The organism is Streptomyces xiaopingdaonensis (assembly GCF_000262345.1).
Lineage (GTDB): Bacteria > Actinomycetota > Actinomycetes > Streptomycetales > Streptomycetaceae > Streptomyces > Streptomyces xiaopingdaonensis.
Genome location: NZ_AJTQ01000063.1, coordinates 25284 through 47923, shown reverse-complemented (window position 1 = coordinate 47923; position 22640 = coordinate 25284). Strand labels below are relative to the sequence as shown.

At 70.4% G+C, this 22640-nt stretch carries 19 protein-coding genes; 11 read left to right on the top strand and 8 right to left on the bottom strand.

Annotation, left to right across the window (positions count from 1 at the left end):
• Positions 1-18 precede the first annotated feature (18 nt).
• From UWG_RS0105190 to UWG_RS0105180, 3 genes are all read right to left on the bottom strand, one after another.
• Entirely contained in the window at positions 19-1389 is a 1371-nt protein-coding gene (locus UWG_RS0105190) for an MFS transporter (RefSeq protein ID WP_029391185.1), read from the bottom strand.
• 78 nt (positions 1390-1467) lie between these two features.
• A complete protein-coding gene (locus UWG_RS0105185; protein ID WP_016906140.1) occupies positions 1468-2985 on the bottom strand; it encodes a glycosyltransferase family 87 protein in 1518 nt (505 codons plus the stop codon).
• 118 nt (positions 2986-3103) lie between these two features.
• Positions 3104-5701, bottom strand: a complete 2598-nt coding sequence (locus tag UWG_RS0105180; RefSeq protein WP_029391184.1) for a transglycosylase domain-containing protein — start codon at positions 5699-5701, stop codon at positions 3104-3106.
• A gap of 631 nt (positions 5702-6332) precedes the next feature.
• On the opposite strand from UWG_RS0105180, the gene UWG_RS0105175 reads away from it, so the two are divergent.
• Positions 6333-7034 carry a PadR family transcriptional regulator gene (locus tag UWG_RS0105175; protein WP_016906138.1) on the top strand — a complete coding sequence of 234 codons (702 nt, stop codon included), beginning with the start codon at positions 6333-6335 and terminating at the stop codon, positions 7032-7034.
• Positions 7035-7078: 44 nt separating this feature from the next.
• Positions 7079-8161, top strand: a complete 1083-nt coding sequence (locus UWG_RS0105170) for an inositol-3-phosphate synthase (protein ID WP_029391183.1) — start codon at positions 7079-7081, stop codon at positions 8159-8161.
• A 78-nt stretch (positions 8162-8239) separates the two neighbouring features.
• On the opposite strand, the gene UWG_RS0105165 is transcribed toward UWG_RS0105170, so the two are convergent.
• The 3 genes from UWG_RS0105165 to UWG_RS0105155 all read right to left on the bottom strand — a co-directional run bounded on the left by UWG_RS0105165 (position 8240) and on the right by UWG_RS0105155 (position 10952).
• A complete protein-coding gene (locus UWG_RS0105165) occupies positions 8240-9271 on the bottom strand; it encodes an alanine racemase (protein WP_016906136.1) in 1032 nt (343 codons plus the stop codon).
• A gap of 84 nt (positions 9272-9355) precedes the next feature.
• Complete coding sequence (locus tag UWG_RS0105160) at positions 9356-10474, bottom strand: lipid II:glycine glycyltransferase FemX (RefSeq protein ID WP_016906135.1); 1119 nt, start codon at positions 10472-10474, stop codon at positions 9356-9358.
• Positions 10475-10637: 163 nt separating this feature from the next.
• Positions 10638-10952, bottom strand: coding sequence for a hypothetical protein (locus UWG_RS0105155; RefSeq protein ID WP_016906134.1), 315 nt, complete (start codon positions 10950-10952; stop codon positions 10638-10640).
• A 283-nt stretch (positions 10953-11235) separates the two neighbouring features.
• Here UWG_RS0105155 and rpsF point away from each other — a divergent pair, with 283 nt between their 5' ends.
• The 4 genes from rpsF (at position 11236) to rplI (ending at position 12975) form a co-directional block, all read left to right on the top strand.
• Positions 11236-11526 (top strand): 30S ribosomal protein S6, encoded by a 291-nt coding sequence (gene rpsF / locus UWG_RS0105150; protein WP_029391182.1) that lies wholly within the window; start codon positions 11236-11238, stop codon positions 11524-11526.
• A gap of 119 nt (positions 11527-11645) precedes the next feature.
• Positions 11646-12215 (top strand): single-stranded DNA-binding protein, encoded by a 570-nt coding sequence (locus UWG_RS0105145; RefSeq protein ID WP_016906132.1) that lies wholly within the window; start codon positions 11646-11648, stop codon positions 12213-12215.
• Between the two features lie 58 nt (positions 12216-12273).
• A complete protein-coding gene (rpsR, locus tag UWG_RS0105140; protein ID WP_003978893.1) occupies positions 12274-12510 on the top strand; it encodes a 30S ribosomal protein S18 in 237 nt (78 codons plus the stop codon).
• An 18-nt stretch (positions 12511-12528) separates the two neighbouring features.
• Positions 12529-12975: a 50S ribosomal protein L9 gene (gene rplI, locus UWG_RS0105135; protein WP_016906131.1), complete on the top strand. Its 447-nt coding sequence runs from the start codon at positions 12529-12531 to the stop codon at positions 12973-12975.
• A gap of 91 nt (positions 12976-13066) precedes the next feature.
• Here rplI and UWG_RS0105130 read toward each other — a convergent pair whose 3' ends face one another.
• A complete protein-coding gene (locus tag UWG_RS0105130; protein WP_016906130.1) occupies positions 13067-14440 on the bottom strand; it encodes an MATE family efflux transporter in 1374 nt (457 codons plus the stop codon).
• A 541-nt stretch (positions 14441-14981) separates the two neighbouring features.
• Between UWG_RS0105130 and dnaB the strand changes: the two genes are divergently transcribed.
• The 3 genes from dnaB (at position 14982) to UWG_RS0105115 (ending at position 19539) form a co-directional block, all read left to right on the top strand.
• Positions 14982-17723, top strand: a complete 2742-nt coding sequence (gene dnaB / locus UWG_RS0105125; protein WP_016906129.1) for a replicative DNA helicase — start codon at positions 14982-14984, stop codon at positions 17721-17723.
• 131 nt (positions 17724-17854) lie between these two features.
• A complete protein-coding gene (locus tag UWG_RS0105120; protein WP_033195971.1) occupies positions 17855-18649 on the top strand; it encodes a class I SAM-dependent methyltransferase in 795 nt (264 codons plus the stop codon).
• A 218-nt stretch (positions 18650-18867) separates the two neighbouring features.
• Positions 18868-19539, top strand: coding sequence for an MBL fold metallo-hydrolase (locus UWG_RS0105115; protein ID WP_016906127.1), 672 nt, complete (start codon positions 18868-18870; stop codon positions 19537-19539).
• 171 nt (positions 19540-19710) lie between these two features.
• Here UWG_RS0105115 and UWG_RS0105110 read toward each other — a convergent pair whose 3' ends face one another.
• Positions 19711-20568 (bottom strand): helix-turn-helix domain-containing protein, encoded by an 858-nt coding sequence (locus tag UWG_RS0105110; protein ID WP_016906126.1) that lies wholly within the window; start codon positions 20566-20568, stop codon positions 19711-19713.
• 336 nt (positions 20569-20904) lie between these two features.
• Between UWG_RS0105110 and UWG_RS0105105 the strand changes: the two genes are divergently transcribed.
• Both UWG_RS0105105 and UWG_RS0105100 read left to right on the top strand, forming a co-directional pair.
• Positions 20905-21597, top strand: a complete 693-nt coding sequence (locus tag UWG_RS0105105) for a type 1 glutamine amidotransferase domain-containing protein (RefSeq protein WP_016906125.1) — start codon at positions 20905-20907, stop codon at positions 21595-21597.
• A 266-nt stretch (positions 21598-21863) separates the two neighbouring features.
• Complete coding sequence (locus UWG_RS0105100) at positions 21864-22334, top strand: DIP1984 family protein (protein WP_029391181.1); 471 nt, start codon at positions 21864-21866, stop codon at positions 22332-22334.
• Positions 22335-22640: the final 306 nt, after the last annotated feature.

Here is a 22640-nt window from a genome sequence, read left to right as displayed (position 1 = left end):
GCGTCGGCGGACCGCGCGTCAGGTCTTGGCGCTGTCCGCTTCCCCGGTACCGGGGCTCGCCGTGCCGTCCGCCCCGCCGCGGACGACGTGGTGCATCGGACGCCCGGCGAGCGCGAGCCTGCGGCGGAGTCGGAGCAGCCCGATGAGTGTGGCGACGTAGAGCACGGCGACGCCGACCACCAGTACCGGCGAACGACCGTCCGGGGGCAGGATCAGGGCGGCGGCTCCGGCGGCTCCCACGAAGGAGACGTTGGCGAGCATGTCGTAGAGCGAGAAGACGCGTCCGCGGAAGGCGTCGTCGACGGTGGTCTGGACGGCGGTGTCCGTGCCGATCTTTGAGCTCTGCGTGACGACGCCGAGCACGAAGGCCGCCAGCAGCATCGGCACCGGCTCGAAAGGCAGTCCCAGCGCCGGTTCGAGCACCGCCGCCGCCCCCGCGCAGACGGCCATCCACCCGAAGACGCCCGCCCGCCCGACCGCGTACGGCGTGAGGACGGCGGCGGCGAGGAAGCCGGCGCCGGAGAGCCCGACGGCGAGGCCGAGGAGGCCGAGGCCGGCCGCCGTGTCGTCCGCGTCGCTCCATGCATAGCGGCACAGCATCAGCACCATCACCGTCAGAGCCCCGTAGCTGAAGCGCATCACGGTGAAGGCTGCGAGGGCCCCGGCGGCCGGGCGGCGGTGCGAGAGGTGGCGGACGCCGCTGACGAGTCCGTGTACGGTGCCGGCCGCCGCGGTGGTGAGGCGGGAGCGGAGCTGCCCTGGCTCAGGGCCCAGCAGGTCGCGCGAGATGCGCAGTGCGGCAGCCGAGCCGAGCAGATAGAGCGCGGCTCCCACTGCGACGACGAGTGCGTCCGCTTCCCTGCCTCCCTCGGGGAGGGCGAGCCTGACGATGAAGGCGACCCCGCCGCCGGCGGTCGCGGCGACCGTACCGGCCGTGGGCGAGAGGGAGTTGGCGATGACGAGCCGCTCGCCGTCGACGACGCGGGGCAACGCAGCCGAAAGCCCCGCGAGGACGAACCGGTTGACGGCGGTCACCGAGAGCGCGCTGAGGTAGAAGAGCCACAGCGGTGCACCGTCGAGGATGAGGAACCCGGTCGCGCCGGCGAGTACGGCGCGCAACAGATTGCCGTAGAGCAGGACTTGGCGCCGTCGCCATCGGTCGAGGAGAACGCCGGCGAACGGCCCGAGGAGGGAGTACGGCAGCAGGAGCACCGCCATCGCCGAGGCGATCGCGGCCGGTGATGTCTCGTTCTCCGGGGAGAAGACGACGTACGAGGCGAGGGCCACCTGGTAGACACCGTCGGCGAGTTGGGAGAGAAGTCGGACGGCGAGAAGCCGCCGGAACCCTGGAAAGCGCAGCAGGGTACTCAGATCACGCGCGACAGCCATGGATACAGCCTCACACACCGGGCCGCCGTTTCACGTGAAACGGCGACCCGGTGCGGAACGGCGAGCAATCGGCCGGAGTCAGGGAGCGCGGGAAGGGGGCTCCGGCCCCGAAGGACCGGCAGCCGCAAGGGAGTTGGCGCCGTCGGCGCCCCAGTGGACGGCCCCCTTCGCGGAGTGCCGGGCGCGGGAGCCGAAGACCCGCACGTCCGCGGCCCCGTCGAGGATGCCGCCGCCGGGGTCGTCGGAACCGTCGCGGCGCACCGTGTCGTGGTCCGGGCGGAGGGCGTCGCGGACGAGCACGGCGCAGAGGTAGAGCGTGCCGAGCAGGTGGACGAGGATCACCACCTGGTACCCGCCGGGCGGCAGGCCGTGGTGGTCGTCACCGCTGCCGGTGTACGCGAGGTACATCCAGATGCCGAGGAAGTAGAGGCACTCGCACGCCTGCCAGATCAGGAAGTCGCGCCACCGCGGCCGGGCGAGGACGGCGAGCGGCACCAACCAGAGGACGTACTGCGGTGAGTAGACCTTGTTGGTGAGGATGAAGAGCGCGACGACCAGGAAGGCGAGGGCCGCGAAGCGCGGACGTCTCGGGGCGGCGAGGGCGAGCGCGGCGATCCCCGCGCAGCCCAGCGCCATCAGCCCCGTCGCGTAGTCGTTGGCGTCCTCGAGGCCCCACCCGGTGCGCTGCTGGAGGAGGAGCCAGACGGAGCCGAAGTCGACGGGGCGCTCCTGGCTGAACGTGTAGAACTTCGACCAGCCCTCCCAAGAGGCGAGCATCACGGGGATGTTGACGCAGAGCCAGGCGGCGCCGGCCCCGAAGAGCGCTCTGCCGAAGGGGCGCATCCGGCCGGCTCGCCAGCACAGGAGCAGCAGCGGGCCGAGGAGCAGCGCGGGGTAGAGCTTGGCCGCGGTCGCGAGTCCGAGGAGGAGCCCCGCCGCGAGCGGGCGGCTCCGGGCCCACAGCAGCATGCCGAGGGCGGTGAGGGCGACGGCGAGCAGGTCCCAGTTGATCGTCGCGGTGAGCGCGGCGGCCGGCGCGAGGGCGACGAGCAGGCCGTCCCACGGGCGCCGCCTGTGCGTGCGCGCGACGCATACGGCGGTGACCACCGCGCAGACCATGAGCATCCCCGCGTTGACCAGCCAGTAGAACTGCTCGCGCTCCTGGACGTCGCCCGGGAGCGGTGCCGTCAGCCACGCGGCGACCTGCATGAACGCGCCGGTGAGCACGGGGTATTCGAGGTACTCCATGCCGCCCGAGAGGTGTTCGGGGATGCGGTCGAGGTAGGGGACGAGGCCGTCCGCGAACCCGCGGCCGTTGAAGAGGTGGGGGACGTCGGAGTAGCAGGCGTGGATGTACTGGCTCGTCTCGCCGGTGAACCAACCGCCGTTGTAGCAGGGGAGCTTCTGCACCATCCCCAGTGCGAACATCCCGATCGCCACGAGCGCGACGACGCGGAACGGGTTCCACCACCCCGTCCCGCCGACGCCGCGTCGCCCCACGGGTCCTCCGAGGAGTTCGCTGCCGGCTGTCGAGACCCGGTCCTCCTCGGTGGGGCGGACGGCGGTGGGGGGTTCCGTCGGTGAGGCGCGCGTCATGGGGGACATCCTGCCGTACGGGTCGGCCGGCCCCCTGCGGGGGCGCAGCGGCACCACGACGAAGGGGCCCGCACCGCGTGCGGACCCCTTCGGGCTTGTGGAACCTTAAGTTCCGGGCTTACTCCCTGCGGAAGGCGGCGCTGTTGTTGCCGAATATGCCCCCGTCGCCCTGCCCCTCGTCGTCGCCCGGGGGGGTGCTGTCGCCTCCGCCGTTCTCCTGGCCCTGGTCGTCTCCGCCACCGCCCTCGTTTCCGCCGTCGTCGCCCTCGTCCTTGCACCTCGGGTCGAACGGGTGGCAGCTCTCGTCGTCGGAGGGGGTCTCCGAGGGCTCATGCGAAGGCGTCTCCGACGTCTCCTCCTCGGTGGGCTCCTCGGACGGCTCCTCCGAGGGGGTGCTCGGCGTCGCTGTCGGCGTCGGGCTGGCGCCGTCCCCGTAGACCTTGTCGCCGAGCGGAGTGGGGGTCGGGAACTGCTTGACGGGGCTGTTCTCGAGCGCCGCCTTCATGTACGACGTCCAGATCTCGGCGGGGAAGGAGGCGCCGTGGATCTGCTTCTGGCCGCCGACGCCGTACATCTCGAGGAACTTCTGCTGCTTCGCCTGGTCGTTCACTCGCCACATGCCGATCGAGGTGGCCAACTGCGGTGTGTAGCCGGTGAACCAGGAGGACTTGTTGCCGTCGGTGGTACCGGTCTTGCCTGCGGCCGGGCGGCCGAGCGCCTGTGCCGCGCTGCCCGTACCGTCCTCGACCACGGTGCGCAGGAGGTCGGTGACGTTGTCGGCGACGGCGGCGTCGAAGGCGTTGGTCGTCTCCTTCCGGTTCTGGAAGGCGACCTCACCCTCCTTCTCGACCTTCCGCACCGAGTACGGCTCGGCCTCGACACCGCTCTTGGCGAAGGTGCCGTAGGCGTTCGCCATGCGGATCGCGCTCGGTGCCGAGACGCCGAGCGAGAACGTCGGCGTGGGGTTCTTCGGGAGCGACTCCTCGTTGACGCCGGCGTCGAGCGCCGACTTCCGCACCTTGTCGAGGCCGACGTCCATGCCGAGCTGGATGAAGGGGGTGTTGATGGACTCCTTCATGGCCGTGCGCAGGTCGACATCGCCGTAGCTCTGGTTGCCGTCGTTGCGCTGGTTCCACTCCTTCCCCTCCTTGTTTCTCCAGATCGAGCCGTCGTAGTTGCGCAGTTTGACCTTGTTGTTGCCGTTGTAGACCGACTTGGGTGAGACGGGGGTGCGACTGTCGGCGCCCTGGGTGGGTGTGCCGTCGGGGTCGCGTACGCCGTCGCGCATCGCGGCGGCGAGGACGAACGGCTTGAAGGTGGAACCGACCTGGACGCCGGTGTAGTCGGCGTTGTTGGTGAAGTGCTTGGTGGCGTCCTCGCCGCCGTAGATCGCCTGGATCGCGCCGTCGCCGGGCTTCACCGAGGCGCCGCCGAACTGGACGTACTTGTCGACCTTCCGCTTCTTCGGGTCGATGTTCGCCTTCTTGACCTTCTCGATCGCCGCCTTGAGATGGTCGGTCTTCTTGCGATCGAACGTGGTGTAGATCTTGTAGCCGCCCTTTTCGAGCTGGCGCTTGGTGATGCCGCTGTCCGGGTCGTTGGTGATGTAGTTGTTGGCGAGGTTGACCATGTAGCCGATCTGGCCCTTGAGCTCGGTCGACTTCTTCGGCCGCTTGGGCATCGGGAACTCGCTGTACTTCGCCCGCTCCGCCTTGGTCATCCGGCCGATCGCCACCTCGCGGTCGAGGGTCCAGGACCACCTCGCCTCGGCCCGCTTGATGTTCTTCTCCTTGGTGGCCTGCTCGCCGATGCCGCCCTCGGTGTCGTAGAAGTTGGGGCCGTTGAGCGTGGAGGCGAGATAGGCGCTCTCGCTCGCGTCGAGGTCCTTGGAGTCCTTGCCGAAGTACGCCTGCGCGGCGGCCTGGATGCCGTAGGCGCCGCGGCCGTAGTACGCGGTGTTGAGGTAGCCCTCGAGGATTTCGCCCTTGTCCTTCTCGGCGCCGACCTTGACCGAGATGAAGAGCTCCTTGAACTTCCGTGAGAGCGTCTGCGACTGGTCGAGGTAGGTGTTCTTGACGTACTGCTGCGTGATCGTCGAGCCCGACTGGGTGTCCCCGCCCATCGCCATCCGGCCGAGCGCCCGGACGATGCCCATCGGGTCGACGCCCGCGTCCTCGTAGAACGTCTCGTTCTCCGCCGCGATGACCGCCCACTGCATGGACTCGGGGATCTGGGTCAACGGCACGATCTGCCGGTTGTGTTCGCCCTCACCCGCGACGACCATCTGCTTGCCGTCGGCCCAGTAGTAGACGTTCTTCTCCTGCTGCGCCTGCGCGTTCGGGTCGGGGACCTCGACCATCGCGTACGCGACACCGGCCATGGCGACGAGCAGCCCGAGGAAGCCGACGCACGCCCCGAGGATCTGCTTCCACGACGGAATCCAGCGGCGCAGCCCGTCCCGGTCGGAACGCGGGTAGTCGATGAAGCGCTTCTTCTCCGACGCACGCGCCGCTCGCCGGCCGCCACCCCCCGCGGCCATCCCGGACGCGGCGGCACGACGCCTTCCCCCACCGCCCCCCTGGGCTGCACGCCTCGCCTCGGCGCGGCTGCCGTACGCAGAAGGATCGGCGCCGCGCGGCGCTGCGCGACGGCCGGGCGACGGCTGCGCCGCGCGTCGGCCGCGCCCCTGCGGCGGCTTTCGACGGTGCTCGCTCATTGGAACAGCTACTCCTCGGGCAGGCGGCGCTCGCGCCTGAAGGTGGCAGTTGACGTCTGGTCCCCCTGAGTGCGGCCGCTCCCCCGCGAGGCCCGTAGACCGCGCGACTGCCGGACCGCACACAGCGTGTGCGGCGTCGGCGTCCACGGCTTCCGTCGCTTCGGAGACAGCCGCACTGCACCCAGGACGAGGACGCACAAGCGCGTCACACGGTTCCCAGCTGCTGTCAGCACAGCCGACAGACTACGCAGCTCCAAAACCCTCTTTAACGGGTATTCACCTCAATCGAAACAAACCTCTGGCACCGAATCAGCGATGTGAGTCCCTTCACGCAGACCCCACTTGTCGCACGCGTGCGCCCCGCCTATCGTCTTGATGTATCGAGTCGATACATCAGCCCGAGACAGGTACGCGGCACAGCGGCGAGCACGCCTCGCAGGCACCGCACCCGGCGAGGGCGCGGCTCGACAGGAAGCGCTCACCGCCGGTGCTCGACCAGCACCGGCGGCCCGCCCGGCGTCCGCAGGCGCCATCGCTCGACGCGGACGGCAACGGCACGCGCCGTTGAGGGCGTTCGGCGGTTCGGCACCGCATCCGCAGGCATCGACCGGAGCAGGGAGGACGACGGAGGATGAGCAGACGCTCGGGCGTCCTCGAGTTCGCCGTGCTCGGCCTGCTGCGCGAAGCACCGATGCACGGCTACGAGTTGCGCAAGCGGCTCAACACCTCGCTCGGCGTCTTCCGGGCGTTCAGCTACGGCTCGCTCTACCCCTGCCTCAAGGCGCTCGTCCAACGCGGCTGGCTCGCCGAGGAGTCCCCGGCCGCGGCCGAGGGGCCGCAGTCGGCGGCGATCTCCGGGCGTCGCGCCAAGATCGTCTACCGGCTGACCGCCGAGGGGAAGGAGCACTTCGAGGAGCTGCTGACGCAGTCGGGCCCCGACGCGTGGGAGGACGAGCACTTCGGCGTCCGCTTCGCCTTCTTCGGCCAGACCTCGCGCGATGTCCGCATGCGGGTCCTGGAGGGGCGTCGTACGCGGCTGGAGGAGCGGCTGGCGCGGATGCGCGCCTCGCTCGCCCGCACCCGCGAGCGCCTCGACGACTACACCCTCGAACTCCAGCGCCACGGCATGGAGTCCGTCGAGCGCGAGGTCCGCTGGCTCAACGAGCTGATCGAGTCCGAGCGCGCAGCCGGCGACGAGGGCACGCACCGCGCGGCCGAGGCGGACACCGCGCAGGACCCGGCGTCCGGGCGGCGCCGCACCCGGGAGTCGGACGGTCCCGACCGGCGCCGGGAGGGCGGCCGGCCGGAGCGATCCGAAGAGAACGACATCTAAGGCCCGCCGGGCGGGCCTCATCGAGAAACCAGGGAGCAACCGGAATGGGTTCGGTTCGAGTAGCCATCGCCGGCGTGGGCAACTGCGCCGCGTCGCTCGTGCAGGGCGTGGAGTACTACAAGGACGCTGATCCGGACAGCAAGGTGCCGGGTCTGATGCACGTGCAGTTCGGCGACTACCACGTGCGCGACGTCGAGTTCGTCGCCGCGTTCGACGTGGACGCGAAGAAGGTGGGTCTCGACCTCGCCGACGCGATCGGCGCCAGCGAGAACAACACCATCAAGATCTGCGACGTCCCCTCGGCGGGCGTTCCGGTCCAGCGCGGCCGCACCCTGGACGGCTTCGGGCGGTACTACCGCGAGACGGTCGAGGAGTCCGAGCAGGAGCCGGTCGACGTGGTGGCGGCGCTCCGCGAGTCCGGCGCCGACGTCCTCGTCTGCTACCTGCCGGTCGGCGCGCAGGAGGCCGTGGAGTTCTACGCGCAGTGCGCCATCGACGCGGGCGTCGCCTTCGTCAACGCGCTGCCCGTCTTCATCGCGGGCACCAAGGAGTGGGCCGACAAGTTCACCGAGGCCGGGGTGCCGATCGTCGGCGACGACATCAAGTCGCAAGTGGGCGCCACGATCACGCACCGTGTGATGGCGAAGCTCTTCGAGGACCGCGGCGTGATCCTCGACCGCACGATGCAGCTGAACGTCGGCGGCAACATGGACTTCAAGAACATGCTCGAGCGCGACCGGCTGGAGTCGAAGAAGATCTCGAAGACGCAGGCCGTCACCTCGCAGATCCGCGACCGCGAGCTCGGCAGCGACAACGTCCACATCGGCCCGTCGGACTACGTCGCCTGGCTCGACGACCGCAAGTGGGCCTATGTCCGCCTGGAGGGGCGCGCGTTCGGCGACGTCCCGCTCAACCTCGAGTACAAGCTGGAGGTCTGGGACTCCCCGAACTCGGCCGGCGTCATCATCGACGCGCTCCGCGCCGCGAAGATCGCGAAGGACCGCGGCGTCGGCGGCCCGATCCTCTCCGCCTCCTCGTACTTCATGAAGTCCCCGCCCGTGCAGTACTACGACGACGAAGCCCGCCAGAACGTCCAGGACTTCATCGACGGCAAGGTCGAGCGCTGACGCTCGCCCCCACGGACGAGGGCGGCCCCGCGCCGATGCGGGGCCGCCCTCGTGCGTCGCGACGGAGGCGTCTGGCGGTCAGGCGTCCACGGTGCGGTCCACGGTCGTCGTCGTGTGCCGCAGGATCGCCGTGAGCTCCTCGCCCACCTTCGGTTCGGGCGCCTCCGAGGGGACGAAGAGGATCGAGACCTGCATGTGCGGCGGCTCCGCGAACCACCGCTGCTTGCCGCCCCACAGGAACGGCGCCAGGTTCCGGTTGACGGTCGCGAGGCCGGCCCGCGCCACGCCCTTCGCGCGCGACGTCATGCCGTGGAGCGCCTTCGGCGACTCCAGCCCCACACCGTGCGAGGTGCCGCCCGCGACCACCACCAACCAGCCGTCCCCCGCGGCCTTCTGCTGCCGGTAGCCGAACCTGTCGCCCTTGACGACGGGCGTGACGTCGAGGATGGCGCCCCGGTACTCGGTCGCGTCCGCGTCCCCGAGCCAGAGGTGGGTGCCGATCCGGGCGCGGAAGTTGGTCTGCGGGAACTGCTGCTGGAGCACGGCGAACTCGTCGGGCTTCAGGTGGCTGACGAACATGGTGTCGAGCGGCAGCCGGGCGGCCCGCAGCCGGTCCATCCAGCCGATGACCTCCTCGACGGCCGAGGAGCCGTCGGTGCGGTCGAGCGGCAGGTGGATCGCGAAGCCCTCCAGCCGGATCTCGTCGATGGCGGCGTGGAGCTGGGGGAGTTCCTCCTCCGCGACCCCGTGCCGCTTCATGCTGCTCATCACCTCGATCACCACGCGGGCGCCGCGCATGAGCCCGACACCCTCCACCGAGGAGACCGAGCGGATCGCCCGGTCCGGCAGCGGAACCGGCTCCTCGTCCTTCCGGAACGGCGTGAGGACGAGGAGGTCGCCGCCGAAGAAGTCCTTGGTGCGCGCGGCCTCGTAGGTGGTGCCGACAGCGAGGATGTCGCTACCGAAGCGGTGCGCCTCCTCCGCGAGGCGCTCGTGCCCGAACCCGTAGCCGTTGCCCTTGCAGACCGGGACGATGCCGGGGAACTGCTGAATCACCGACTGCTGGTGCGCCCGCCAGCGATCGGTATCGACGTAGAGGGTGAGCGCCATGGCCGGTACGGCACCTTTCTTCTTCCGGTGATGGGGGCGGGGGCCTGCGTGAGGCGTCGGATCGGTCGCGGAACTGCGGGGCCCTCAGCGCCGCGACATGTAGAGGTCGAGCGCCTTGTGGAGAAGCTTGTTGAGCGGGAAGTCCCACTCGCCGAGGTACTCGGCAGCCTGCCCGCCGGTGCCCACCTTGAACTGGATCAGGCCGAAGAGGTGGTCGCTCTCGTCGAGCGCGTCGCTGATGCCGCGGAGGTCGTAGACGCTCGCGCCGAGCGCGTACGCGTCCTGGAGCATCCGCCACTGCATCGCGTTGGACGGGCGCACCTCGCGCTTGTGGTTCGCCGAGGCGCCGTAGGAGTACCAGACGTGCCCCCCGACGACGAGCATCGTCGCCGCCGCGATCCGCTCGCCCTCGTGCTCCGCGAAGTACAGGCGCATGCGGTTGGGGTCCTCGGCGTTGAGGACGCGCCACATGCGCTCGAAGTACGCCTTGGGGCGGGGCCTGAAGTGATCGCGCTCGGCGGTGATCTCGTAGAGCCGCTGCCACTCGTCGAGGTCGTCGAGCCCGCCCTGGACCACGCGGACGCCGGCCTTGTCGGCCTTCTTGATGTTGCGCCGCCAGAGCTGGTTGAAGCCCTTGTGGACCTCCTCCAGCGAGCGTCCCTCCAGCGGCACCTGGAAGACGTACCTCGGCTGGACGTCGCCGAAGCCGGCCCCGCCGTCCTCGCCCTGCTGCCATCCCATACGGCGCAGCCGGTCCGCGACCTCGAAGGCGCGCGGCTCGATCTCCGTCGCCTCGATGTCCCGCAGCCGCTTGACCTCGTCGTCCTGGATGCCCTTCTTGATCGCCGGGGCGTCCCAGCGCCGGATCACCACCGGGGGGCCCATCTTCACCGAGAACGCGCCCTGGTGCTTGAGGTGCGCGAGCATCGGCTGGAGCCACTCCTCGAGGTGCGGCGAGTACCAGTTGATCACCGGGCCCTCGGGGAGGTACGCGAGGTACCGCTTCACCTTGGGCAGCTGCCGGTAGAGCACGAGCCCGACGCCGACGAGCTCGTCCGAGGCGTCGAACCAACCGAGGTTCTCCGACCGCCACTCGCTCTTCACGTCCGCCCAGGCGGGCACCTGGCAGTGGCTCGCCGAGGGGAGGCTCTGGACGTATGCCAGGTGCTGCTCACGGCTGATGGTCCTCAGGGTCAGACTCATGGTGGGACGGCTCCTCCGGCGGGGCTCGGCTCGGGCGCCCCCAGGCGCGGCGCTGGGAGGCTCGCCGCGAAGCCTACTGCCCGGCGGTGGCCGCCGTTCCGGTCAGCCCTCGACCGCTGAGCCGCGCTACGGCGGGGAGTTCGGCCGTTCCGCGGGGCGTCGCTCAGAGCCCGCCCCACAGCCCGCCGTGCGCCACCCCGAGGAAGAAGCCCACGCCCGCGGCGCCGAGTCCGATCACCAGGAGGAAACGCTCCGCCGTCGTCACCGAGAGCATCAGGCCCGCACCGCCGACGAGGACGCCGACGAGGCCCGTCCAGGAGCTGATCATGTGGAGGCCGGGCCAGAAGTTGGTGAGGGCGGCGACGAGGCCGAGGACGATCGTCGCGAGGGCGAGGCTGTTCTCCTTGGGATGCGCCTTCCCGTCGCTGTTGAGGAGGGCGAGCGGGGAGAGCGACCTGCGCCGTACTGCCTGTGCCATGGGGGCACCTCCAGCCGTGACGCCCGGGGTTTCCGGGGTGGTGGTGCGGCGGTGCTGGGTGACGCCGCTCACACCCGAGGTGTCCAGATTGCGCCGAGATCCGCCCGGATTTCAACCGGAAGGCACGCGTTGGGTACGCTGTACGGTCTGCGCTCCGACCCACCCGCCCCGCACGCGCTCCGGCGCACCACGGCGGGACGACGGTCGGTGTGCGGACCCTACGCATAGACCCTCCTGCCACGGAACGACCGTGGCCGCCGAGTCCAGAGGAGGTGGGTTCCACATGCGTCACTATGAGGTGATGGTCATCCTCGACCCCGATCTGGAGGAGCGCGCTGTCTCCCCCCTGATCGAGAGCTTCCTTTCCGTCGTCCGCGAGGGCGAGGGGAAGGTCGAGAAGGTCGACACCTGGGGCCGTCGTCGTCTCTCGTACGAGATCAACAAGAAGCCCGAGGGCGTCTACTCGGTCCTCGACCTGCAGGCCGAGCCTGCGGTCGTCAAGGAGCTCGACCGCCAGATGAACCTGAACGAGTCGGTTCTGCGGACCAAGGTCCTCCGCCCCACCGGGCGTTGAGCCCCGCGCTCAGCGACGGCAGGGAAACCGAGTAGCACCCACCAACCGGCACCCCGCAGCGGCCGCAGGCCGCGCCGGGGGCGCCGACAGCCAGCAGCACCCCGCCGAGAGGTTCACCCATGGCAGGCGAGACCGTCATCACGGTCGTCGGCAATCTCGTCGACGACCCCGAGCTGCGCTTCACGCCCTCAGGCGCGGCGGTCGCGAAGTTCCGTGTCGCGTCCACCCCGCGCATCTTCGACCGGCAGACGAGCGAGTGGAAGGACGGCGAGAGCCTCTTCCTCACCTGCTCGGTCTGGCGGCAGGCCGCGGAGAACGTCGCCGAGTCCCTCACCAAGGGGACCCGTGTCCTCGTGCAGGGACGCCTGAAGCAGCGTTCCTACGAGGACCGCGAGGGCATCAAGCGCACGGTCTACGAGCTCGACGTCGACGAGGTCGGCGCCAGCCTCCGCAACGCCACGGCCAAGGTCACCAAGACCAGCGGCCGCGGTGGACAGGGCGGCGGCTTCGGCGGCGGCCAGGGCGGCGGCGGTGGTGGCTGGGGCGGCGGCTCCGGCGGCCAGGGCGGTCAGCAGGGCGGCCCCGCGGGCGACCCGTGGGCGACCGGCGCTCCGGCCGGTGGCCAGGGCGGCGGCGGTGGCTGGGGCGGCGGCTCCGGCGGTGGCTACTCGGACGAGCCTCCCTTCTAGGCCGAGGGGCAGCTCGTGAGACAGCTGCACACTTCTTGAGATTCATTGGAGAGAGACGATGGCGAAGCCGCCTGCTCGCAAGCCAAAGAAGAAGGTTTGCGTGTTCTGCAAGGAGAAGATCTCCTACGTCGACTACAAGGACACGAACCTGCTGCGGAAGTTCATCTCCGACCGCGGCAAGATCCGTGCCCGCCGGGTCACCGGCAACTGCACCCAGCACCAGCGCGACGTCGCCACGGCCGTGAAGAACAGCCGTGAGATGGCGCTGCTGCCCTACACGTCGACCGCGCGCTAAAGGAAGGATGACCGTCAGATGAAGATCATCCTCACCAACGAGGTGTCGGGTCTCGGCGCCGCCGGCGACGTCGTCGACGTCAAGGACGGGTACGCCCGCAACTACCTCGTCCCGCGGAAGCTCGCGATCCGCTGGACCAAGGGTGGCGAGAAGGACGTCGAGCAGATCCGCCGGGCCCGCAAGATCCACGAGATCGCCACGATCGAGCAGGCCAACCAGGTCAAGGAGCAGCTCGAGGGCGTCACCGTGCGCCTGCAGGTGCGCGCCGGCGACCAGGGCCGGCTCTTCGGCTCCGTGACCCCTGCCGACATCGCCGGCGGGATCAAGGCGGCCGGTGGTCCCGAGGTCGACAAGCGCCGTATCGCGGTGGGCAAGCCGATCAAGTCCCTGGGTTCGCACCAGGTCTCGGTCCAGTTGCACGCCGATGTCGCGGCCGACGTCGACGTGGAGGTCGCCGCGGCCTGAGCCGCGCCTCCACGCACCGCGGCCGCAGGCCGCGGTCCGACGCAGCGAGGGCCGCACCCTTCCGGGGTGCGGCCCTTCGTCGTGCCCGGACTCAGCCGCGGACGGCGCCCGTCACGATCCAGCGGCCGGAGCGCATCCGGAGCCACAGGGTGACGAGCCGGACCGACATCATCAGGCCGGCGATCGTCCACCAGAGCGCGGTGATCCCGCCGCCGAGCGCCGGGACGAACACGGCGACGGGTGCGAAGACGGCGAGCGTCACGAGCATGGCGCCGGCGAGGTAGGGGCCGTCGCCCGCGCCCATGAGGACGCCGTCGAGGACGAAGACGACGCCCGCGACGGGCGCCGTGACGGCCACCACCAGCAGCACGGGCGTCAGGTGGTCGATGACGGTCCGGTCGGTGGTGAAGAGCGGCATGAAGACCGGCCGTACGAGCGCCACGAGCGCGCCGAGCACCGCCCCGGAGAGCACGCCCCACTGGACCATCCGCCGGCAGGCGGCGCGTGCGCCTGCCTCGTCCCCCGCGCCCAGGTAGCGGCCGATGATCGCCTGGCCGGCGATGGCGATGGCGTCGAGCGCGAAGGAGAGCAACGACCAGAGGGTGAGCGTGATCTGGTGGGCGGCGATGTCGGCGTCGCCGAGCCGGGCTGCGACGGCGGTGGCGATCATGAGCACGGCGCGGAGCGAGAGCGTGCGGATCAGCAGCGGGGCGCCGGCCTGCGCGCTGGCGCGCACGCCGGCGAGCTCGGGACGGAGCGAAGAGCCGTGCTTTCGGGCGCCCTTGACGACGACGCGGAGGTAGACGGCCGCCATCGCGTACTGGGCGATCACCGTCCCCCAGGCGGAGCCGGCGATGCCGAACCCGGCGCCGTAGACGAGCGCCACGTTGAGCACGAGGTTGGCGGAGAAGCCGCCGACGGCGACGTAGAGCGGCGTGCGGGTGTCCTGGAGTCCGCGGAGCACGCCCGTGGCCGCGAGGACGACGAGCATGGCGGGGATGCCGAGGGCGCTGACGCGGAGGTAGGTGACGGCGTAGGGGTGCGCGGTCGGCGAGGCGCCGAAGAGGTCGATGAGCGCGGGTGCCGCGACGAGGGCGGCGCCCGCGACGACGACGCCCAGGCCGATCGCCAGCCAGATGCCGTCGATGCCCTGGCGGAGTGCGGAGGTGAGGTCTCCCGCGCCGAGCCTGCGGGCGACGGCCGCTGTCGTGGCGTAGGCGAGGAAGACGAAGACGTTGACGAAGGTCTGCAGGAGCGCCGACGCGACGCCGAGGCCGGCGAGTTGGGGAGTGCCGAGGTGTCCGACGACGGCGCTGTCCGCCATGAGGAAGAGCGGTTCGGCGACGAGGGCGCCGAAGGCGGGGAGCGCCAGTGCGAGGATCTCCCGGTCGTGCCCGCGGGCCGAGCGGCGTCCCCCTGAGGAGTCCGGAGAGGGCGGGGGCGAGGAGGGGGACCGGCGACTCATGCGTGCGATACAAGCATCCACAGGTAATGAGTGCAAGGTAGCTGGGTCTGTTACGCATCGCTGTGCGGAGCGACTGCGTCCACCGTCCGTGGCCATGGGTGCCGACGAGTGTGACGCAACCTCGCGGGTTTTTTCCCCGCACAGGCGGTGGATGGGATTCTTGCAGGTCAACCACGGTACGTGAGTGGGGAGTCGAAGTTCTCCACAGCATCGTCCCCCGTGTCGTGCACAGCTTTGGCGGAGTTCTCCACAGGGAGCGGTGCACTATCCACACCGGCCTGTGGATAACAAGATTGGCTGAACCCCGGGTCCCGCATAGCGTTGAGCGTCGCCCGCCCGGGAGTCGGTCCCTCGACCTCCCCGGCAACCTCGGCTTCACCATGCCTTCCACCGCCGGCTCGCGCGGCCCGGCAGGTACCGGGCGAGGACGGGCGACGTCGGTGCCGTGGTTTGTCAGCGCGGTGCCGTAGGAAAGGGGGGCGCCGTGCTCGGGCGGGAGCGGCGCCCGAGCCGGGACGGCAGAGACGGGAGGAGGGGCGGGATGACGCAGCAACCGGAGCACGTCGACGACCCCTGGGCCGCGGAGGAGAGCGGCGGCCGGAACCTTCCCGTCGCCCGGACGTCCGCCAACGGCCGCGCGGACGGGCCGCGTTCGGGCGCCCTCGCCGAGCAGCACGAGCGCTCGGACGAGGCACCGCGCAGCGGCTTCGAGCGCGTACCGCCGCAGGACCTCGAGGCGGAGCAGTCGGTTCTCGGCGGCATGCTCCTCTCCAAGGACGCGATCGCGGACGTCGTCGAGGTCCTCCAGGGCCAGGACTTCTACCGCCCCGCGCACGAGACCGTCTACGCGGCGATCCTCGACCTCTACGCCAAGGGCGAGCCGGCCGACCCCATCACCGTCACCGCGGAGTTGACGCGGAGGGGCCAGATCGGACGGGTCGGCGGCCCGGGGTATGTGCAGTCGCTCGTCCAGGTCGTGCCGACGGCGGCGAACGCCGAGTACTACGCGGAGATCGTCCGCGAACAGGCCGTGCTGCGCCGGCTCGTGGAGGCGGGCACACGGATCACGCAGATGGGATACGCGGCAGACGGCGACGTCGACGACATCGTCAACACGGCCCAGGCGGAGATCTACGCCGTCACCGAGCAGCGCACCTCGGAGGACTACCTCCCGCTCAGCGACATCATGGAGGGCGCCCTCGACGAGATCGAGGCGATCGGCTCCCGCAGCGGCCAGATGACCGGCGTCCCCACCGGCATCACCGACCTCGACTCCCTCACCAACGGCCTCCACCCCGGACAGATGGTCGTCATCGCGGCCCGTCCTGCCATGGGCAAAGCTCTGGCTCTCGACACTCCGCTGCCGACCCCTGACGGTTGGACGACCATGGGCGACGTGCAGCAGGGCGACTTCCTGCTCGACGCCGACGGAAGGCCAACGCGCGTCGTCGCCGCGACGGACGTCCTGAACGGGCGGCCCTGCTACAGGATCACCTTCGACGACGGGACGAGCGTCGTTGCCGACGCGCAGCACCAGTGGCTCACTGAGACCCGAGCCTCCCGCCGTTCGGGGCAGGAGGCCACCGTCGGACACCAGCGCAATCGGCGGAGCTTCCCCTCGGTGAAGACCACGGAGGAGATCGCCCGCACGGTGTACTGCGACACAGCCGATCAGCGCCTGAACCACTCCGTACGCACCACCGAGCCGCTCGACCTCCCCGAGCGGGAGCTGCCGGTGCCGCCGTACACGCTCGGTGCATGGCTCGGAGACGGCACGGGGGCCGCGGCGCGGCTCACCACCGCGGACCCGGAGTTGTTGGACCACCTCCGGAAGGAGGGTTTCACAGCACGTCGGGTCGGCAACTCCGAGATGACCTACGCCCTGGCTTCGGCGGTGGCCGCTCCGGAACGCGTCGAGCGGTCCTGCGCGGTGTGCGGTGCGGCCTTCACCCCCAGGCTTGCGCATGTGCGTACATGCGGAAGGTCCTGCGGAGGACGGGCACGCTTCCTCTCCCCGCCGGTTCCGCACTCCGCCTGTGTCGACTGCGGCGCCCGTTGTTTCTCGGCGTTCGCCGAACCCCGTTGCGCCTCCTGCACCAGGAAGCACGGCAGTCTTCTCGTACTCCTGCGGGGGATGGGAGTGCTGGGCAACAAGCACATCCCCGAGGAGTATCTGCGTGCCTCTGTCGGCCAGCGCAGGGCCCTGCTCGCCGGTCTCCTCGACACCGACGGGACCGTGAATGCCACGGGTTCGGTCCAGTTTGCTGTTACCAATCGCGCCCTTGCCCAGGGCTTCCGCGAGTTGGTGCTGGGCCTGGGCTACCGGTGCGGGATGTGGAAGAAGCCGGTCAAGGGTCGCTCTCAGGCTTCCTCGACCTGCTATGTCGTCACTTTCACCACCGATGACGACGTGTTCCGGCTGGAGAGGAAGCGGCAGGCGCACCTGGCCCGGCGTCGCCGGGCGACGCCGAGGTTGAAGCAGCGATTCGTCGAGAAGGTGGAACAGGTCGCACCGGTTCCGGTGCGGTGCGTCCAGGTGGACAACCCCGCGCACCTGTATCTGGCGACCCGTTCGATGGTCCCCACCCACAACTCCACCCTCGCCCTGGATTTCGCGCGCGCCTGCTCCGTGAAGCACAACATGCCGAGCGTCATCTTCTCGCTGGAGATGGGACGCAACGAGATCGCGATGCGGCTGCTCTCCGCGGAGGCGAGGGTGGCGCTCCACCACATGCGCTCCGGGTCGATGACCGACGAGGACTGGACGCGGCTCGCCCGTCAGATGCCCGGCGTCAGCGAGGCGCCGCTCTACATCGACGACTCCCCGAACCTGTCGATGATGGAGATCCGCGCCAAGTGCCGCCGCCTGAAGCAGCGGAACGACCTCCAACTCGTCGTCATCGACTACCTCCAGCTCATGCAGACGGGCGGCTCCCGGCGGCCCGAGAGCCGCCAGCAGGAGGTCTCCGAGATGTCGCGGAACCTCAAGCTCCTCGCCAAGGAGCTGGAGGTCCCGGTGATCGCCCTCAGCCAGCTCAACCGCGGTCCGGAACAACGCACGGACAAGAAGCCGATGGTGTCCGACCTCCGCGAATCGGGATCGATCGAGCAGGACGCCGACATGGTCATCCTGCTCCACCGTGAGGACGCCTACGAGAAGGAGTCCCCCCGAGCGGGCGAGGCGGACCTCATCGTCGCCAAGCACCGCAACGGACCGACCGCGACGATCACCGTCGCCTTCCAGGGCCACTACTCGCGCTTCGTGGACATGGCGCAGACCTGAGGGCGCTCGTTCGGGGCCCCGACTTCCTGACCGAGCCGATTCCCAAGGCTCGCTCCACGACGGCTTCCGCTCGCAGCGATCGTCCGACCGTGAGGCTGTCCAGGCGCACCGGCGGCCGCCACAGTGTCCCCATGACCGTTGGGTTCAGTGGCGAAGTGGCCGAGTACTACGCGAAGTTCCGGCGGGGCTATCCCGAGCGGGTGCTCGACCGCCTTCAGGACTACTTTTCCCTGACACGGGAGGACAGCGTCCTGGACCTCGGATGCGGCACGGGACAGCTCGCCCTTCCGCTGGCCGACCGCGTCCGGTCGGTGATCGGGACGGACCCCGAGCCGGACATGCTTCGTCTCGCCCGGGAAGCGGCGAGTGGGCGAGGAGCCCGCAACATCACCTGGGTGCTCGGCGCCGACACCGACGTCCCCGCCCTCGCGGGACTCTTGGGCCGGGCGCCTTCCCTCGCGATGGCCGTCGTCGGACAGGCCCTTCACTGGATGCGGTACGAGGAGCTGTTCCGGGGACTGCTCCCGCTTTTCCGTGCCAGTGGAGGCATCGCTGTGGTCGCGAACGGGGCGCCGTTGTGGCTGCAGGACACCGCCTGGTCCCGTGCTCTGCGCCACTGCCTGGAGCGGCACTTCGAGACCGAACTGACCGCCTCCTGCGGGACGGCGGATCAGGACCGGAGCCGGTACGCACAGGCACTCGAAGACGCCGGCTTCTCGGACCTGCGGAGTACGACCGTCTCCTACACGGAACAGCTCAGTTTCCAGCAAGTCGTCGGCGGCCTCTACTCCGCCATCCCCGCAGAGCAACTACCGTCAGCCGACCGACGACCGGCGTTCGAGGACGGCATCCGGAAGGCACTTCCGGACGCGGAGTTCTTCCCCGAGCACGTCGACGTCTCCGTGCTCGTCGGTCGGGCCGGCTAGCCGGGGGCACACGTCCCGCCGAGGTTGAGACGACAGCCGAGCAGCATGGGCCTGGGCCGAGGGGAAAGCTCACGTCACAGCCCGTCGGAACCCGGAGTTGTTGTCCCAGCCGGAGCAGAACCGACACCGGACCGAGCATTTTCCCTCGCATCGCGGACGCTGATGAGCCGTCAGCGAACTGTCGCGCAGCTGCGGGGGCGGCCGCGCAGTCTGGGGCAATGGATGCGATCGAGGTACTGCCGAAGCTGCGTATGCTCCGCTTCCCGGTGGGGGCTGCCTATCTGTGGCGGGACGGCGACGAGCTGACGCTGATCGACACCGGGACGGCGGAGTGCGCGGCGGAGATCGAGAAAGCCCTCGACGGCGAGCTGCGGCGGATCGTGCTGACGCACTGGAACGAGGACCATGCGGGCTCGGCAGCCGAACTGGCCGCCCGGCACGGGGCGGAGGTGCTGGCGCACCGGTTGGAGGCGCCGGTGATCCAGGGGGAGGCGGGCGGGGCGCCGCCGGTGCTGGAGGAGTTCGAGCTGCCGATCCGGGCGGCGCTACCGCCGCTGCCGACGGCACCGCCGTGCCTGGTGGACCGACGGGTGGAGGACGGCGATGTGCTGGATTTCGGCGGCGGCGCGGTGGTGGTCGCGGTGCCCGGGCACACCGACGGGTCGATCGCACTCCACCTGCCCGGGCCGGGCGTGCTGTTCACCGGTGACGCGGTCGCCAACGTCGGCCGGACCATGCTGGGCGTCTTCAACACCGACCGCGCCCGAGCCGTCGAGTCGCTGCGTCGGCTGGCCGCGCTGGAGGTCGACACGGCGGTCTTCGGGCACGCCGATCCCCTCGCCGACGGCGCGTCGGCTGCCCTGCAAGAAGCGGCCGCCGCAACGACGTGAGGAAAGGTCGACGCTCCGACTCCTGTCTGTGCACCGCCGGGCTCTGCCGCACTGCGGCCGGACGAGCACCCGTTGCCGGGGCTCCGGTCGCTCGGACGTCTTCGGCCTCGACCGCGGCTCACGCAGCGGTGGGTGGGTCCGGGGCCGGGCGCGCGGTCGTGCACCGGCTGCTCAAGGCCGGTGGTCGGTGGTGCAAGTCCAGCTCGCGAGGAGGTCGAGGGCGCGTTGCGAAGGGGAGTCGGGCTCGGCGGTGTAGACGTACAGGACGGTGTCGGGGTCTCCGGGAAGCGTCAACGTCTCGTATGCGACGGTGAGTTCGCCGACGATCGGATGGCGGAGGCGCTTGGAGCCGTGCGTGCGTTGATGGACGCGATGCTGCTCCCACCACTCGTCGAACGCGCGACTGCGTTCTCGCAGCTCGGCGACGAGGGCGGCGGTGGCCTGGTCGTCGGGGTCGCGGCCGGCGTCGAGACGCAGACTCTCGACCGCTGCGCGTGCTTGGACCTCCCAGTCCGCGAAGAGCGCACGGGCGTCGTCGTCGAGGAACATCCAGCGCGCGTAATTGCGCTCGCGGGGCGGGAGTCGTGCGAAGTCGGCGAACAGGGCGCGTGCCATGCGGTTGGCGGCGAGGATGTCGGTACGGCGGCCGAGGACGAGGGCGGGTTCGCCGTCGAGGGCGTCGAGGAGCTGGTGGAGGCCGGCGCGTACGCGCTGGGCGCTGACGGGGTGCCGGCGGGCCGGGGCAGCGGTCGCTCCGACGAGGTCGCGCAGGTGGACCCTTCCTGCCTCGTCGAGCGCGAGGGCGCTGCCGAGCGTCTCGATCACGGTCGGTGAGGGCGTGATGTTCCTGCCCTGTTCGAGGCGGGTGTAGTAGTCGGTCGACACCCCGGCCAGGCGTGCCACCTCTTCTCGGCGCAGGCCCGGGACACGGCGTACGCGGCCGTCCGACGGCAGGCCGGTCCTGGACGGGTCGCCCTGGCTGCGGGCCCGTTTGAGGAAGTCGGCGAGTTCGCGTTTCTTGCTGGCCACGCGCTCCAGTGTCCCAAACCGCGACGGCTCGCGGCCGGCCCTGTGCGTCCTAGGTTCACCGGTCCGCTGCGGTGCAGGGCGTGGTATGCGGCTCCACCGGCGCCGGGCGCGGCCCAGAGTGGATGCGTGCCGAGCGGATGCCCACCGCGGCAGCCCCCTCTTGTCCTGCGCGACTGCGCACAGAGGGCAACCGGGTCCCGGGTCGTCACGCGGAGCCCGGTCGGGGGCCGCAGCGTCTGCTCGGTTCGGACGCTCGCCCCGCGCGGTCGCGAAGGTCCGCGGCCGAGGCCACCTCGCCCGGCGTCGACCGAGCCCGTCTCATCGAGAGGAAACCCATTGAGCAAGATCCTGATCGTCATGTCCGCCGCCGGCGTCTGGGAGCGCACCGACGGCTCGGCCTATCCGACCGGCTACTGGGCCGAGGAACTGGCCGCTCCGTACGAGAAGTTCGTCGAGGCCGGCTACACGGTCGACTTCGCTTCCCCCGGCGGAGTACTGCAGCCGCTCGACGCGCACAGCGCCGACCCGGAGCTCGCCGGCGCCGACTGCGCCCATCACGTGGCACAGGCGGAGAAGGCGCTGCGCGCATTCGGCCCCCTGCTGAAGTTGAACGAGGTGGACATCGACGACTACGCCGCGGTGGTGCTCCCCGGCGGCCACGGCCCGGTCGTGGATCTCTGCCAGGACGCCGACCTCGGCCGGCTGCTGACCGCCGCGGACGCGGCCGGAAAGATCATCGGAGCCGTCTGCCACGGACCTGCCGCGCTGCTCAGCGCCGTTGACGCGGAGGGGAGGTGGCTCTTCGCCGGTCGTGAGATGGCCGCGTTCACCGACGAGGAGGAGCGGCTCTTCGGCACGGCGGAGGGCGCGCCGTGGCTGCTCGCCGCCCGGCTGAGGGAGAGGGGCGCCGTTCACTCCGGGGGGCCGGCCTACCAGCAGTTCAACGTGCGCGACGGCAACCTGTGCACCGGGCAGAACCCGGCGTCCAGCGCCCGCATGGCCGAGGACGTGATCGCCGCGCTGGGGTGAGCGGGGCGCCGGCCGCGTCGGCCGGGGTCGTCAACAACTCCCCGACGGGGACCCTGCGTGGGAGTCCGGGACGTCTCGCCCGCCACGATTCGGCGAAGGCCCCGTCGATGCGTGCGTTGCCGTCCGAGGGCTGGTGAGACGGCGAACGGCGGAGCCGGAGCGGGATGCCGGTGCGAAGACGGCGGGTCCGGGCTCCGGTGGAGCGAAGCGGGGCGCCGAGCCGGTATGCGCTCGTATACTCGTGCGAGTTTCGGGAGGGGGAGGCAGTGAAGCTTGCTGAGGCACTGGCGGAACGTGCGGCAGCGACGCGTCGTGTGGAGCAGCTGCGAGCGCGGGTCGTCGGCAGTGCGCGGTACCAGGAAGGGGAGACGCCCGCCGAGGACGCCGCTGAGCTGTTGGCCGAGGCCGGTGAGGTGCTGAGCACCCTGGAGTCGCTGATCCGGCGGATCAACCGGACCAACGCCACCGTGGAGTTGGGGCCGGACGGCACGCTCACCGATGCCCTCGCCCGCCGGGACGTGCTGCGGCTGCGTCATTCCGTGCTCACGGCAGCGGCAGACGCGGCGGCGGGCAAGGGCGAACGGGGCCACGGCCGGCAGCTCCGGTCCGAGCTGAAGATGCTTTCCGCGCTTCCGGTCGCGGAACTGCGCGGTCAGGCGGACGTGCTCGCTCGGGAGATCCGCGAGGTCGACGTGCGCATCCAGCGTGCGAACTGGGAGGTCGATCTGCTGGACTGAGCAGTCCGGCCGGTCGGGACGCTGTGGAGCAGGTAGCAGCTTCGGAGGCGTGCACACACCGAGGGTCGGCGGTTTTCCGGCCCACTCCTGGCGCGTGAAGAGCAACGCCGGGGTTCGACTCCCCAGCAACAGCGCAGCTCAGCACCGCGTACAGGTAAAGGTGCACAGCGCACGGCACATCACCACGTGCAGATCCGAGGCGGCGAGGGCGGGTTCGGGGCTTTCCACGGCACCAGGGAGAACGGCGAGCGCGAGCGGAGACCGGCGACCGCGGCCACAGCTTCCGCATTGCGACGCCCGAACCGG

Excerpts from the sequence above, each read along its gene's own strand:
- UWG_RS0105190 (WP_029391185.1), bottom strand. The coding sequence starts at position 1,389 with ATGGCTGTCGCGCGTGATCTGAGTACCCTGCTGCGCTTTCCAGGGTTC.
- UWG_RS0105185 (WP_016906140.1), bottom strand. The coding sequence starts at position 2,985 with ATGACGCGCGCCTCACCGACGGAACCCCCCACCGCCGTCCGCCCCACC.
- UWG_RS0105180 (WP_029391184.1), bottom strand. The coding sequence starts at position 5,701 with ATGAGCGAGCACCGTCGAAAGCCGCCGCAGGGGCGCGGCCGACGCGCG.
- UWG_RS0105175 (WP_016906138.1), top strand. The coding sequence starts at position 6,333 with ATGAGCAGACGCTCGGGCGTCCTCGAGTTCGCCGTGCTCGGCCTGCTG.
- UWG_RS0105170 (WP_029391183.1), top strand. The coding sequence starts at position 7,079 with ATGGGTTCGGTTCGAGTAGCCATCGCCGGCGTGGGCAACTGCGCCGCG.
- UWG_RS0105165 (WP_016906136.1), bottom strand. The coding sequence starts at position 9,271 with ATGGCGCTCACCCTCTACGTCGATACCGATCGCTGGCGGGCGCACCAG.
- UWG_RS0105160 (WP_016906135.1), bottom strand. The coding sequence starts at position 10,474 with ATGAGTCTGACCCTGAGGACCATCAGCCGTGAGCAGCACCTGGCATAC.
- UWG_RS0105155 (WP_016906134.1), bottom strand. The coding sequence starts at position 10,952 with ATGGCACAGGCAGTACGGCGCAGGTCGCTCTCCCCGCTCGCCCTCCTC.
- rpsF (WP_029391182.1), top strand. The coding sequence starts at position 11,236 with ATGCGTCACTATGAGGTGATGGTCATCCTCGACCCCGATCTGGAGGAG.
- UWG_RS0105145 (WP_016906132.1), top strand. The coding sequence starts at position 11,646 with ATGGCAGGCGAGACCGTCATCACGGTCGTCGGCAATCTCGTCGACGAC.
- rpsR (WP_003978893.1), top strand. The coding sequence starts at position 12,274 with ATGGCGAAGCCGCCTGCTCGCAAGCCAAAGAAGAAGGTTTGCGTGTTC.
- rplI (WP_016906131.1), top strand. The coding sequence starts at position 12,529 with ATGAAGATCATCCTCACCAACGAGGTGTCGGGTCTCGGCGCCGCCGGC.
- UWG_RS0105130 (WP_016906130.1), bottom strand. The coding sequence starts at position 14,440 with ATGAGTCGCCGGTCCCCCTCCTCGCCCCCGCCCTCTCCGGACTCCTCA.
- dnaB (WP_016906129.1), top strand. The coding sequence starts at position 14,982 with ATGACGCAGCAACCGGAGCACGTCGACGACCCCTGGGCCGCGGAGGAG.
- UWG_RS0105120 (WP_033195971.1), top strand. The coding sequence starts at position 17,855 with ATGACCGTTGGGTTCAGTGGCGAAGTGGCCGAGTACTACGCGAAGTTC.
- UWG_RS0105115 (WP_016906127.1), top strand. The coding sequence starts at position 18,868 with ATGGATGCGATCGAGGTACTGCCGAAGCTGCGTATGCTCCGCTTCCCG.